At 71.7% G+C, this 12,441-nt stretch carries 11 protein-coding genes; 4 read left to right on the forward strand and 7 right to left on the reverse strand.

Going from position 1 to position 12,441, the window contains the following annotated elements:
- Nucleotides 1-81: 81 nt before the first annotated feature.
- The 7 genes from narI to GFH49_RS19955 form a co-directional block, all read right to left on the reverse strand.
- Nucleotides 82-768 carry a respiratory nitrate reductase subunit gamma gene (gene narI / locus GFH49_RS19925; RefSeq protein WP_155057436.1) on the reverse strand — a complete coding sequence of 229 codons (687 nt, stop codon included), beginning with the start codon at nt 766-768 and terminating at the stop codon, nt 82-84.
- Nucleotides 765-1,259 carry a nitrate reductase molybdenum cofactor assembly chaperone gene (gene narJ / locus GFH49_RS19930; RefSeq protein ID WP_155057437.1) on the reverse strand — a complete coding sequence of 165 codons (495 nt, stop codon included), beginning with the start codon at nt 1,257-1,259 and terminating at the stop codon, nt 765-767. Before narJ ends, narI begins: the two co-directional genes overlap by 4 nt.
- Nucleotides 1,259-2,791: a nitrate reductase subunit beta gene (locus tag GFH49_RS19935; RefSeq protein WP_155057438.1), complete on the reverse strand. Its 1,533-nt coding sequence runs from the start codon at nt 2,789-2,791 to the stop codon at nt 1,259-1,261. The genes narJ and GFH49_RS19935 overlap by 1 nt, the downstream gene beginning before the upstream one ends.
- Entirely contained in the window at nt 2,791-6,303 is a 3,513-nt protein-coding gene (locus GFH49_RS19940; RefSeq protein WP_155057439.1) for a nitrate reductase subunit alpha, read from the reverse strand. The genes GFH49_RS19935 and GFH49_RS19940 overlap by 1 nt, the downstream gene beginning before the upstream one ends.
- A gap of 77 nt (nt 6,304-6,380) precedes the next feature.
- The gene (locus tag GFH49_RS19945; RefSeq protein WP_155057440.1) at nt 6,381-7,196 is read right to left on the reverse strand and encodes an SAM-dependent methyltransferase; all 816 of its coding nucleotides are present in this window, start codon (nt 7,194-7,196) and stop codon (nt 6,381-6,383) included.
- Between the two features lie 36 nt (nt 7,197-7,232).
- On the reverse strand, nt 7,233-8,096 hold the full coding sequence (locus GFH49_RS19950; RefSeq protein WP_155057441.1) for a Sco1979 family transcriptional regulator: 864 nt from the start codon (nt 8,094-8,096) through the stop codon (nt 7,233-7,235).
- Between the two features lie 121 nt (nt 8,097-8,217).
- Nucleotides 8,218-9,045, reverse strand: a complete 828-nt coding sequence (locus tag GFH49_RS19955) for a helix-turn-helix domain-containing protein (protein WP_155057442.1) — start codon at nt 9,043-9,045, stop codon at nt 8,218-8,220.
- Nucleotides 9,046-9,176: 131 nt separating this feature from the next.
- On the opposite strand from GFH49_RS19955, the gene GFH49_RS19960 reads away from it, so the two are divergent.
- Genes GFH49_RS19960 through GFH49_RS19975 form a run of 4 tightly spaced genes read left to right on the forward strand, consistent with a single transcriptional unit; the run spans nt 9,177 to nt 12,397 of the window.
- Entirely contained in the window at nt 9,177-9,479 is a 303-nt protein-coding gene (locus GFH49_RS19960; protein ID WP_155057443.1) for a 4a-hydroxytetrahydrobiopterin dehydratase, read from the forward strand.
- Between the two features lie 4 nt (nt 9,480-9,483).
- Complete coding sequence (locus GFH49_RS19965) at nt 9,484-10,242, forward strand: class I SAM-dependent methyltransferase (protein ID WP_155057444.1); 759 nt, start codon at nt 9,484-9,486, stop codon at nt 10,240-10,242.
- A complete protein-coding gene (locus tag GFH49_RS19970; RefSeq protein ID WP_155057445.1) occupies nt 10,239-10,484 on the forward strand; it encodes a WYL domain-containing protein in 246 nt (81 codons plus the stop codon). The genes GFH49_RS19965 and GFH49_RS19970 overlap by 4 nt, the downstream gene beginning before the upstream one ends.
- 38 nt (nt 10,485-10,522) lie before the next feature.
- Entirely contained in the window at nt 10,523-12,397 is a 1,875-nt protein-coding gene (locus GFH49_RS19975; protein WP_155057446.1) for a rhamnogalacturonan lyase, read from the forward strand.
- Nucleotides 12,398-12,441 lie beyond the last annotated feature (44 nt).

Below are 12,441 nucleotides of genomic sequence, written 5' to 3' on the forward strand. Positions count from 1 at the left end.
GCGCCGTCGTGCCCGCGCGGCGGGAGCCGCATATTGAATACAGCCCCGCGCCCCTTCGGGCGCGGCCGAGCCGCGCCCACCTCACGGGCGCAGCCGCTCCGGATCGCGGCTGCGGTAGACGATGTACGGCCGGAACAGGTACCGCACCGGTGCGCTGAACATGTGCACCAGACGGCTGTACGGCACGAACGCGATCAGGGCCAGGCCGATCACCGCGTGGATCTGGTACAGCACGGGCACGCCCGCCATCAACTCGGTGTCGGGTTGCAGGGTGAGGAGGCTGCGGGTCCAAGGGGCGACGGACTCCCGGTAGTGGTAGCCGTCGCCGGAGGCATGGGCGAGCTTGGCGGCCATGCCCAGCACGATCGCGGCGAGCAGGACGACGTACATGACCTTGTCGTTGGCCGTCGTCGTGTGGAACACGGGGGCGCTGGTGCGGCGGCGGTGGATCAGGAGGGCGATCCCGGCGACCGTGAGGATGCCGGCCGCGCTGCCGCCGTACAGGGAGAGCAGGTGGTGCGTGTGCCCGCTGACACCGAACGCGTCGGTCCACGACATCGGGACGAACAGGCCCACGAGGTGGCCGACGAGGACGAGCAGGATGCCGTAGTGGAAGGCCGGGGAGGCGATGTTCAGCAGCTTCGACTCGTGGACCTGCGAGGAGCGGGCGGTCCAGCCGAACCTGTCGTGGCGGTAGCGCCGGACGAGGCCGGCGACGAGGAGGACGAAGGCGACGTACGGCAGGACGCCCCAGAGGAAGACGGTCATGAGCGTGCTCCGGTGCGGACGGGCGGCAGGGTCGCGCACACGGCGTCCAGGACGCAGGCGTACGGGGTGCCGAAGGCGGTGAGCCCGGCACGGAGTCGTTCCAGCCCGGCGCGGTGGTCGGTGAGCAGGTCGGTGTTGCCGGTCCGGGCGGCGAACTCCAGCACCGCGGGCAGGAAGTCCGGCAGTTCCTCGCCGGTGAACTCCAGGCCGTGGGCGCGGTAGAGGTCCTCGAAGCGGACCAGGGACATGTCCCTGCGCCGGGTGTCACCGTCCTGCCACCAGCTCAGGTACAGGCTGTGGCGCTCGTCGAAGTCGAAGACCTGGACGTAGTGCGCGGCCAGTTCCCGCGCGTCGGTCACCGCCGCGTGGTCGGTGAACTCCCGCAGCTGCGGGGCGGCTTCGCGCAGCAGCGGCAGCCGGGCCCGGAACTCGTCGTCGGGGTAGGTGAGACAGAGCGCCGCGGCCTGGTAGAGCACCTCGAACGCCGGCATCAGGTCTCTTCCTCCTCTGCCGCGGTCGGCCGGTGGCGCAGCGCGTGGAAGTTCTCCACGGACACCAGCGGCAGATGCGTACGGCCCCCGGAGTCCTGGCCGGACGGCCCGTCGCCGCCCATGCCGGGGCCGCCCTCGTAGTCCAGGCTGCACCCGTGGTCGAGACCGCACCCGTCCGGGAGCGCCGACTCCTCCAGCCGTCGCGCGTCCGAGACGGCCGCCGCCGGGATCACGTACCGGTCCTCGTACCGGGCGATCGCCAGCAGCCGGTACATCTCCTCGATCTCGGCGTCCCGCATGCCGACGGCGCGCGCGACCGACGGATCGGGCTGCTCGCCGAGGTTGACGGCGCGCATGTGGGAGCGCATCGCGGCGAGCTTCTCAAGTGACGCCCGGACCGGGGCGACATCGCCCGCGGTGAACAGCTCCGCCAGATACTCCAGCGGAATGCGCAGGGTGTCGATCGCGCCGAACAGGTTGTGTGCGTCCTCGCCGTCGTGCCCGGTCTCCGTCAGCGCCTCGACCACCGGCGACAGCGGCGGGATGTACCAGACCATCGGCATGGTGCGGTACTCCGGATGCAGCGGCAGCGCCACCTTGTATCTGCTGATCAGCGCGTGCACGGGCGACCGCCGGGCCGCCTCCACCCAGTCGTACGGGATCCCCGCCGCCGCACAGGCCCGCCGCACCCCGGGATCCTCGGGGTCGAGGAAGACGCCCAACTGCGCCGCGTACAACTCGTGTTCGTCGGGCACGGAAGCCGCGGCCGTCACCCGGTCCGCGTCGTACAGCACCACCCCGAGATAGCGCAGCCGCCCCACGCACGTCTCCGAGCACACCGTCGGCAGCCCCGCCTCCAGCCGCGGAGAGCACAGCGTGCACTTCTCCGCCTTGCCGGTGCGGTGGTTGAAGTAGACCTTCTTGTACGGGCATCCGGTCACGCACATCCGCCAGCCCCGGCAGCGGTCCTGGTCCACCAGGACGATGCCGTCCTCCGCCCGCTTGTACATCGCGCCGGACGGACAGGAGGCCACGCAGGACGGGTTGAGGCAGTGCTCGCAGATACGCGGCAGATAGAACATGAAGGTCTGCTCGAACTCGAACCGCACCCTGTCGGCGGCCAGTCGGCGGGTCCGCTCGATCATCGGGTCGGGGCCGCCGCCGTGGGCCGGGGCGCCCGCGAGGCTCTTGCAGCCGTAGGCCCAGGGCTCGTCGTAGGTCCAGGGCTCGTCGTAGTCCTCGGTCTCCGGGAGCCTCGGGTCGGAGAAGATGCCCGCGAGCTTTCTGAAACGGCCGCCCGCCTTCAGCTTCAGCGCGCCGCGCCGGTTGAGCGCCCAGCCGCCCTGCCACTGCTCCTGGTCCTCGTAGCGGCGCGGATAGCCCTGGCCGGGCCGGGTCTCGACGTTGTTGAACCAGACGTGCTCCGTGCCCTGGCGGTCGGTCCACGCCTGTTTGCAGGTCACCGAGCAGGTGTGGCAGCCGATGCACTTGTCGAGGTTCATCACCATGGCGAGCTGGGCCATCGGGCGCATCAGTACTCGACCTCCTGGCTGCGGCGGCGGATGACCGTCACCTCGTCGCGCCGGTCACCCGTGGGGCCCGGGTGGTTGAACGCCCAGGAGAGCTGGGCGTAGCCGCCGACCAGGTGGGACGGCTTGAGGAACAGCCGGGTCAGGGAGTCGTGGATGCCGCCGCGCCGCCCGGCCGTCTCCGTCCTCGGCACGTCCACCGTGCGCTCCCGCGCGTGATGCGTGTAGACGGTGCCGTGCGGGATGCGGTGCGAGACGACGGCGCGGGCCACGACCACGCCCTCGCGGTCGGCCGCCTCGATCCAGTCGTCGTCCTTGACGCCGATCGCGTCCGCGTCCCGCGGGGACATCCAGAGGTTCTGGCCGCCGTGGGACAGCGCCAGCATGAAGAGGTCGTCCTGGTACTCGGAGTGCATGGACCACGTGTCGTGCGGGGTCAGGTAACGCACGGTCACCTCGCGTTGCCCGTCCGGTCCGAGGCGGGGTTCGCCGAAGAGCCGGTTCATGTCCAGCGGCGGCCGGTACACCGGCAGCGCCTCGCCCAGCTCGTGGATCCAGTCGTGGTCCAGGAAGAAGTGCTGGCGGCCGGTGAGGGTGTGCCAGGGCTTGAGGTGCTCGGTGTTGAGCGTGAACGCCGTGTAGCGGCGCCCGCCGGACTCGCTGCCCGCACACTCCGGCGAGGTGATCACCGGCACGGGCGCGGCCTGGGTGTCCGCGTAGGTGATCCGCTTGCCCTCGTGCTCGGCGGCCAGGTGGGCCATCTCCTGCCCGGTGCGCGCCTGAAGGGTGCGGAAACCCTGCGTGGCGAGGCGCCCGTTGGTGGTGCCGGACAGGGCGAGGATCGTGTTCGCGGCCTTCACGGCTGTGTCGAGAGAGGGCCGGCCGTCGTACCCGGTGCCGTTCAACTGCCGCAGATCCTCCACCTCCTCGTGCGGATGCAGCACGATTCCCCTGGCGGGCAGGCCCAGTTGCTCCACGAGTGGGCCCAACGCGGTGAACTTCTCGCCGACCGCCGTGTAGTCACGCTTTACGACGGTCAGATGGGGCATCGTCCTGCCGGGCACGGGGGCGCACTCCCCGCGCTTCCAGTCCCTCACCACCCCGCCCGGCTGGGCGATCTCGCTGGGTGTGTCGTGCTGGAGGGGCGAGGCGACCAGGTCCCCCCGCACCCCGAGATGGCCGGCGGCCAGCTCGCTCAGCCGCTCGGCCAGTGCCTTGAACGCGTCGAAGTCGGTGCGCGCCTGCCACGGCGGATCCACGGCCGGGGTGGTGGAGTGCACGCAGGGGGGCGTGTCCGTGCTGGACAGGTCGTGTTTCTCGTACCGGGTCGCGGCGGGCAGGACGACGTCCGACAGCAGCGTCGACGAGGTCCGCCGGAAGTCCAGCGACAGCAGCAGATCGAGTTTGCCCTCGGGCGCCTCGTCCCGCCAGGTCACGTCCCGGGGGCGCTCGCCGGGCTCGGCCTCCCGCGCGCTCAGCGACGACCGCGTGCCCAGCAGATGCTTCGTGAAGAACTCGGCGCCCGTCGCCGACGGGCCCGGCAGACCGGCCCGGCACAGCGTCAGCACGCGCGGCCAGTTCTCCGGCGCGTCCGGGTCCTCGCACGCGAACTTCAGCGTCCCGGCGCGGAGTTCGGCCACGACCCGCGACACCGGGTCCCCGAACACCTCGCCCAGCTCCAGCGGATTGCGGTCGAAGGTCGGATACGACGGCATCCACCCCGAACGCACCGACAGCGCAAGGCAGTCCGCGCCGGTCATGCCCGCGAACCGGCCCTCACCCAGCGGCGAGGCGAGGACGTCGGCGGTGAACCGGTCGTAGCGCCACTGGTCGGTGTTGAGGAACCAGTACGCGGTGCCGGTCATCTGGCGCGGCGGGCGCGACCAGTCGGAGGCGGCGGCGAGGGTCGCCCAGCCGGTCACCGGGCGGCACTTCTCCTGGCCCACGGAGTGCGCCCAGCCGCCGCCGTCGCGGCCCTGGCAGCCGGTGAGCTGGAGCAGGGCGAGGAAGGCGCGGTAGATGGTCTCGGAGTGGAACCAGCGGTTCGTGCCCGCGCCCGTCAGGATCATGCAGCGGCCCTTCGACCGCTCGGCGGTCCGCGCGAACTCCCGGGCGATCTTCACGCACTTGGCCGCGGGGACGGACGTGTGCGCCTGCTGCCAGGCGGGCGTGCAGGGCGTGCCGGCGTCGTCGTAGGAGGCGGGCCAGCGGCCGGGCAGGCCGTGCCGGAAGATGCCGTACTGGGCGAGGAGCAGGTCGAAGACCGTGGTGACCAGTGGCCCGTCCCCGCCGCCCAGCCGGGTCGCCGGCACGCCCCGCCGCAGCACGTCCCCGCGCCCCTGCCCGTGCTCGCCGCCCTCGGTGTCGAAGCGCGGGAGCAGCACCGGCACACTGCCCGACGCCTCATGGCCGTACAAACTCAACTGCGGCTGGACCGAGCCTAGTTCGAGGTTCCAGCGGCCCTCGCCGGAGTCGGTCCAGCGGAAGCCGAGCGAGCCGCTCGGGACGACGGCCCGTCCGCTCGCCGCGTCCAGTACCACCGTCTTCCATGCGGCGCCCTCGCCCTCGTGCCCCAGGTCGTCGGCGCGCAGGAACTTCCCGGGGACGTGGGCGCCGTCCCGTTCGGTCAGGGTCACCAGGAAGGGCAGGTCCGTGAACGTGCGTACGTAGTCCGCGAAGAACGGCGTCTCGCGGTCGACGAAGAACTCCCTGAGGACGACGTGGCCCATCGCGAGCGCGAGGGCGCCGTCCGTGCCGGGGTGCGGGTGCAGCCACTCGTCGGCGAACCTCGCGTAGTCCGCGTCGTCGGGGGCGACGACCACGACCTTCTGGCCCCGGTAACGGGCCTTGGCCATCCGGTGCACGTCGGGCGCGCGGGTCACCGGGACGCCGGAGCCCCACATCATCAGATACGCGGCGTCCCACCAGTCGCCCGACTCCGGTACGTCGGTCGCCTCGCCGAAGACCTGCGGCGAGGCGACGGGCACGTCCGCGTACCAGTCGTGGCACGACAGCATCGGGGCGCCGATCAGCGAGTGGAAGCGGGCGCCCGCCGCGTGCGACACCATCGACATCGCCGGGACGGGGCAGAAGCCGGCGATGCGGTCGGGACCGTACGTCTTGATGGTGTGGACCTGCGCGGCGGCGACGATCTCGACCGCCTCGTCCCAGGTGGCGCGGACCAGGCCGCCCTTGCCGCGGGCCTGCTGGTAGCGGCGGCGGCGCGAAGGGTCCCGCTGGATGTCGGCCCAGGCGAGGACGGGGTCCCGCAGGCGCTCCTTCGCCTCCCGGTACATCTGCAGGAGCACACCGCGGACGTACGGGTACCGCACCCGCGTGGGGGAGTAGGCGTACCGGGAGAAGGCGGCGCCGTGCGCGCGGCCTCGGGGCTCGTGCCCGCCGCCGGCCGGAGCGATGCCGTGCGGGTCGGGGGAGGGCGTGCCGGAGCGGAAGAACCTCCCGGTGCGCAGCAGGAACGCGGCCGGCTCGGTGGGCGGTACCTGGGTGTCGGTCACATGCGCTCCTCGCTTGCCCTGGCTTCAAAACCTAGAGGCGAGCGGGGGAGCGCACCTGTTCACGGCGCCCGTACGGGTCAGGCCTTGCGGGCGACTCCCGCATACACCGGCACGATGCCCTCGGCCTGGACCGCCACGTCCTCGGGCTCCGGCCGCCGGCCCGTCACCGGGATCACGCCGGGGCCCAGCAGCTCCAGGCCCTCGAAGAAGCGCGAGAACTCCGCGAGGGAACGGGGGAAGAACGGGGTGCCGCTGCGCCGGAAGTTCTCCGCCGCCTGCCCGATCGCCTCCGGGCTGAGGTCGGGGGTGACCTGGGACAGGACCAGGCAGCTGCCCGGGGCGAGCGCGGCGGCGTACTTCCGCAGCAGGCCGTACACGTCGTCGCCGTCGGGGTCGTCGCCCAGGTAGTGCGTCAGCGCGACCAGCGACAGGGCCACCGGCCGGCCGAGGTCCAGGGACTCCCCGGCCCGGCTCAGCAGGGCGTCGATGTCGCGGACGTCGGCGTGCACGTACCCGGTCGTGCCCTCCGCCGAGCCGTGCAGCAGGGCCTGAGCGTGCCGCAGGACGATCGGGTCGTTGTCGGCGTACACCACCTTCGACTCCGGCGCGACCTGCTGGGCCACCTGGTGCAGATTGGGCTCGGTCGGGATGCCCGTGCCGATGTCCAGGAACTGGCGGATCCCCGCCTGCGCGACCGTCCGTGTCGCCCGGTGCATGAAACGGCGGTTGGCGCGCGCCCCGCGCAGTACGGTGCTGTCGACCGCCAGGATCCTGCGGGCCAGCTCCTCGTCCACCGAGTAGTTGTCCTTGCCGCCCAGCCACCAGTCGTAGACCCGGGCGGGATGCGGACGGCTGGTGTCGACGGGCGCGGACTCGGCCTCGGATCCGGTCATGCGGTGTCTTCTCCTGCGGCTTCGGGTCGGGGTGGCTCAGCAGTGCTCGCGCCGGTCGCGCAGGAGCTTCTTGGTCCGCTCGGTGGACGCGGCTCGCGCCGTCATGTGGTCCAGCACCTCCAGGTGCGTGGAGACCTCCGTACGGGAGTCGAGATACAGCGCACCGGTCAGATACTCGGTGAACACCATGTCGGGAAGCTCGGGTTCGGCGAACCGGAACAGCGTGAACGGCGCGTACGTCCCCGGGTGCGGGCCCGCCCGGAACTCGGAGACCTGGAGGGTGACCCGGTCGCGCTCGGCGAACTCCAGCAGCTTGTCCAGCTGTTCGCGCAGCACGGAGCCGTCGTCGCTCACGGGACGGAGCAGGACCGTTTCGTCCATGATCACCCACAGGTGCGGGCGGTCCGCACGCTCCAGAAGCTGCTGCCGGGCCATACGCAGCGACACATGCCGCTCGATGGTCTCCGGACCGGCCTGCCCGATCGTCCCGGCCTCCAGGACGGCCCGCGCATACGCCTCCGTCTGCAGCAGACCGGGCACGAAGTGCGGCTCGTAGGAGCGGATGATCCGGGCGGCGCCCTCCAGGCTCACATACAGGCTGAACCAGTCCGGCAGCACATCGTGGAACCGCTGCCACCAGCCGGGCTGGTTCGCCTCCTCGGCGAGCGAGACGAACGCCGCCGCCTCCTCCTCGGGCACGCCGTACGCGCCGAGCAGCAGCTGGACGTACGGGATCTTCAGCGCGACCTCGGCCATCTCCATGCGCCGCACGGTCGCGGGGGCCACCCGCAGGACCTGTGCGGCCTCCTCGCGCCTCAGCCCGGCCGCCTCGCGCAGCTCCTGCAGCCGCTTGCCGAGCACCACCTGGCCCACGGTGGGCGCGGGCCGCCGCTCACTCACGCCACGCCTCCCCTACGTGCCGAAGTCCCGGAGCAGTGTGTCATGTGCGGGTGGGTGTCCAACAGGAACGTGGCGAGTCTCTTACCCCGGATGCCCCGGATGCTTCCCCGCCCAGGGCGCGTCAAGGCAGCAGCGACTGAAGGTACTTGACCGTCGCCGGGTCGGCCGGGAGCAGCGTCTCGATGGCCAGCTCGGCGACGGTCACGTCCATCGGGGTGTTGAAGGTGGATATGGAGGAGATGAAGGAGAGCACCCGCCCGTCGTGCTCGATCCGCATCGGGAGCGCGAAGGGCGGGACGGGCGCGGCCGGTTCGTCCGCCGCCCCCGTCTCCTCGTCGGGCACCGGGTAGGCGGCGACCTCCTCGTACAACGTCCGCAGCGGTTCGGAGCGTTGCAGCGCGATCTGCCGTTCCATCTGGGCGAGCAGATGGCCGCGCCACTCCCGCAGATTGCGGATCCGGGGCGCCAGGCCCTCCGGGTGGAGAGTCAGCCGCATCGCGTTCAGCGGCGGCACGAGCAGCGACTCGGGCAGGCCGTCGAGCAGGGCCAGGACGCCCCGGTTCGCGGCCACCACGTGGTACGTCGCGTCCACCACGAAGGCCGGGTAGGGCTCGTAGCCCTGGATCAGCCGCTCGATCCCCTCGCGCAACGTGTCCAGCGCCGGGTCGTCCAGCGAGGTCTCCCGGTAGCGCGGGGCGTAACCGGCCGCCAGCAGCAGGGCGTTGCGCTCCCGCACCGGGACGTCGAGATGCTCGGCCAGCCGCAGCACCATGTCCTCGCTCGGCCGGGAGCGCCCCGTCTCGATGAAGCTGATGTGCCGGGCGGAGGAGTCGGCCCGCAGCGCCAGCTCCAGCTGGCTGACCCGCCGCCGCTCCCGCCAGGCCCGCAGCAGGGGGCCGATGCCTTCGTCGGCGGGGAGCGCGGCGGTGCCGGACGCGGGAGTGGTCATACGACGACCGTAGTCCAGGGGTTCGGAAACGTGTCCGGAACGGATCTTTGGGCACCTGTCTGACCAGGGCCGGAACCATCCGGCTGTGGCAGGCTGAAGACGTATCCCGACGCCCTGGAAGGAGCGAGGCCATGCCCCTCGAACCGCTGTCGCAGAAGGAGATCGAGGACCGGCTGGCCCAGCTGCCGGGCTGGTCCCTGGAGGGGGACCGCATCGCCCGCTCCTACCGGCTGCGCTCGCACTTCGCGGCCACCGCGATGGTCGTCCACATCGCCCAGGTCCAGGAGGAGCTCGACCACCACTCCGACCTCACCCTCGGCTACCACACCCTGTCACTGAGCGTGAACACGCACACCGTGGGCGCGGTGACCGAGCGGGACTTCGAGCTGGCCCGCCGGGTGGAACGACTGGCGCCGGGCCACGGGGCACAGTGACGCGGTGCTGGACTACGACAAGGAAGCCGGCGCCTACGACATCACACGCGGCGGTGAACCCCGGGCCGCCGCGGCTGCCGGTGCCGTCCTCGGCCTGATCCCGGACCCGACCGGCCGCCTCCTCGACGTGGCCTGCGGCACCGGCATCGTGACCCGGCGGCTCGCGGCGGCGCGGCCCGGCCTGCGGGTGACGGGCGCGGACCTGACGTACGGGATGGCCCGCATGGCCGCCGTACGCCTGCCCGGCACGGTCGTGCTCGCGGACAGTCGGCGGCTGCCGTTCCCGGACCGCGCGTTCGACGCCGTGACCAGCGTGTGGCTGCTCCATCTGCTCGACGAACCCGACGACGTGCGGGCCGCCGTCGCCGAGTGCGCCCGGGTGCTGCGGCCCGGCGGTGTCTACGTCACCACCGTGGACAAGGCCGCCGCGCACGACGTGGGCAGTGACATCGACGCCGTGCTCGCCCCGCGCCCGCGCCGGCCCGCCCGCGACCAGGCGGCGGCCGTGGAGTCGTACGCCACCGAGCAGGGACTGCTCCCCGTCGGCCGGTCCCGCTTCCCGGGCGTGGGCCAGGGCCGCAGCCCCCGCCGGACCACCGCCGACCTACGGCGCGGCTGGTTCACCCAACTGCCCCCCGACGACCCCCGCACCGAACACTTCGCCGCCCTCCTGGCGACCCTCCCCGACCAGGACCGCCCCCGCCCCGACCCCGTCTTCGCCCTCCGGTCCTTCAGAAAGCCGCAGGACGACCGAACTCCATGACCCAGTTGGCCAGCCAGGTCCGGCCGTGGTCCGGGGAGAAGGACAACGGCCGTAGCGACGGCGGTGGTTGGATCCAGGCCACCGTCCCCATCGAGTCCGTCGACCACGCGGTGGGGGAGTTTCTGCGGCTGGGCTTGGACATCGAGGTGCTGGCACCGTCCGGGCTGCGGGCGGAGATCGCCCGGACGGCCGCCGAACTGGCCGAAAGATATGGCAACTTCGGGGTGCGTGGCGACCACTGAGAGGCCGGAACCCGTCCGTCCGTCAGGAGGTACGTCTCGTGCAGCACCCGCACAAGCACCGCAGACGAAGGATCGTCCTCTCCGCGCTGGGCGCCACGGCCGCGCTCGTCGCCGCCGGACTCACCGCGCTCACCGGCGCGGGCACGGCCGAGGCCGCCACCGCACGGCAGGTGGAGGCGCTCGACCGCGGCGTGGTCAGCGTGCACACCGACGCCGGCAACCTGGTCAGCTGGCGCTGGCTGGGCACCGACCCGAACGACGTCTCCTTCAACGTCTACCGCGCCGGTACGAAGGTCAACGCGACCCCGGTCACCGGCTCCACCAACTACTTCCACTCCGGGGCGCCCGCCCAGGCTGACTACACCGTCCGCGCGATCGTCGGCGGTGTGGAGCAGGCCGACTCGGTCCACGCGATCCAGTTCCGCACCGGCTACCGGGACGTCCCCATCTCCCCGCCCGCGGGCGGTACCACCCCCGACGGCGTGGCCTACACCTACGAGGCCAACGACGCCTCCGTCGCCGACCTCGACGGCGACGGCGCCCTGGAGTTCGTCCTCAAGTGGCAGCCCACCAACGCCAAGGACAACGCCAACTCCGGCTACACCGGCAACACCTTCGTCGACGGCATCAAGCTCGACGGCACCCGGCTGTGGCGGATCGACCTGGGCCGCAACATCCGCTCCGGCGCGCACTACACACAGTTCCAGGTGTACGACTACGACGGCGACGGCAGGGCCGAGGTCGCCATGAAGACGGCCGACGGCACGGTGGACGGGACGGGCGCGGTGATCGGCAGCGCCTCAGCCGACCACCGCAACTCCAGCGGGTATGTGCTGTCCGGCCCCGAGTACCTGACCATGTTCAACGGGCAGACCGGCAGGGCGATGGGCACGGTCGACTACGTCCCGGCCCGGGGCACGGTGTCGTCGTGGGGCGACTCCTACGGCAACCGGGTCGACCGCTTCCTCGCCGGCACCGCCTACCTCGACGGCGCCCGCCCGTCGCTCATCATGGCCCGCGGCTACTACACCCGTACGGTGATCGCGGCCTGGGACTGGCGGGGCGGAGCCTTCACCCGCCGCTGGACCTTCGACACCAACTCCTCCACCAACACCGGCAGGGGGTACGACGGCCAGGGCTCGCACAGTCTCTCCATCGGGGACGTCGACAACGACGGCAGGGACGAGATCGTCTACGGCTCCATGGCGGTCGACGACAACGGCAACGGGCTGTGGACCGCCAGGACGGGCCACGGGGACGCCCAGCACCTCGGCGACCTGGACCCGTCGACGTCGGGCCTTGAGTACTTCAAGGTCTCCGAGTCCTCCTCCCAGCCCGCCGAGCTGTATCTCAACCCCGCGAACGGGTCGATCCGCTGGCAGCTGGCCGCCTGCTGCGACAACGGCCGCGGCGTGGCCGGGGACATCTACGCCGGCAACGACGGCGCCGAGGTGTGGTCGGCCTCCGACGGTTCCATCCGCGACGAGGCGGGCGCCACGAAGGGCCGCGAGCCCTCCTCCGTCAACTTCCTGTCCTGGTGGGACGGCGACCCCGTCCGCGAACTGCTCGACGGCACGCGCATCGACAAGTACGGCACGTCCGGCGAGACCCGCCTCCTGACCGGCTCCGGGGTGTCCTCGAACAACGGCACCAAGTCCACCCCGGTCATCTCCGGCGACCTCTTCGGCGACTGGCGCGAGGAGGTCGTCTGGCGCACCAGCAGCAACACGGCTCTGCGCATCTACTCGACGCCGGTCGAGACGAGCACGAAGATCACCACCCTGCTGCACGACCCGATGTACCGCACGGGTCTGGCCTGGCAGAACACGGCCTACAACCAGCCCCCGCACCCGAGCTTCTTCATCGGCAACGGCATGGCGACGGCACCGCGCCCCACGGTCTACACGCCCTGAGCCGCTGAGTGAGGTGGTCGTCATCAGGCCCGATGACGATGGCG

Origin of the sequence: Streptomyces blattellae (genome assembly GCF_009709555.1) — a bacterium.
Classification (GTDB): domain Bacteria; phylum Actinomycetota; class Actinomycetes; order Streptomycetales; family Streptomycetaceae; genus Streptomyces; species Streptomyces blattellae.

Bases quoted from the DNA above. Each gene is read 5' to 3' on its own strand.
- GFH49_RS19970 (WP_155057445.1), top strand. From the start codon at position 10,239: ATGACCCAGTTGGCCAGCCAGGTCCGGCCGTGGTCCGGGGAGAAGGAC.
- GFH49_RS19945 (WP_155057440.1), bottom strand. From the start codon at position 7,196: ATGACCGGATCCGAGGCCGAGTCCGCGCCCGTCGACACCAGCCGTCCG.
- narJ (WP_155057437.1), bottom strand. From the start codon at position 1,259: ATGCCGGCGTTCGAGGTGCTCTACCAGGCCGCGGCGCTCTGTCTCACC.
- GFH49_RS19960 (WP_155057443.1), top strand. From the start codon at position 9,177: ATGCCCCTCGAACCGCTGTCGCAGAAGGAGATCGAGGACCGGCTGGCC.
- GFH49_RS19955 (WP_155057442.1), bottom strand. From the start codon at position 9,045: ATGACCACTCCCGCGTCCGGCACCGCCGCGCTCCCCGCCGACGAAGGC.
- narI (WP_155057436.1), bottom strand. From the start codon at position 768: ATGACCGTCTTCCTCTGGGGCGTCCTGCCGTACGTCGCCTTCGTCCTC.
- GFH49_RS19935 (WP_155057438.1), bottom strand. From the start codon at position 2,791: ATGCGCCCGATGGCCCAGCTCGCCATGGTGATGAACCTCGACAAGTGC.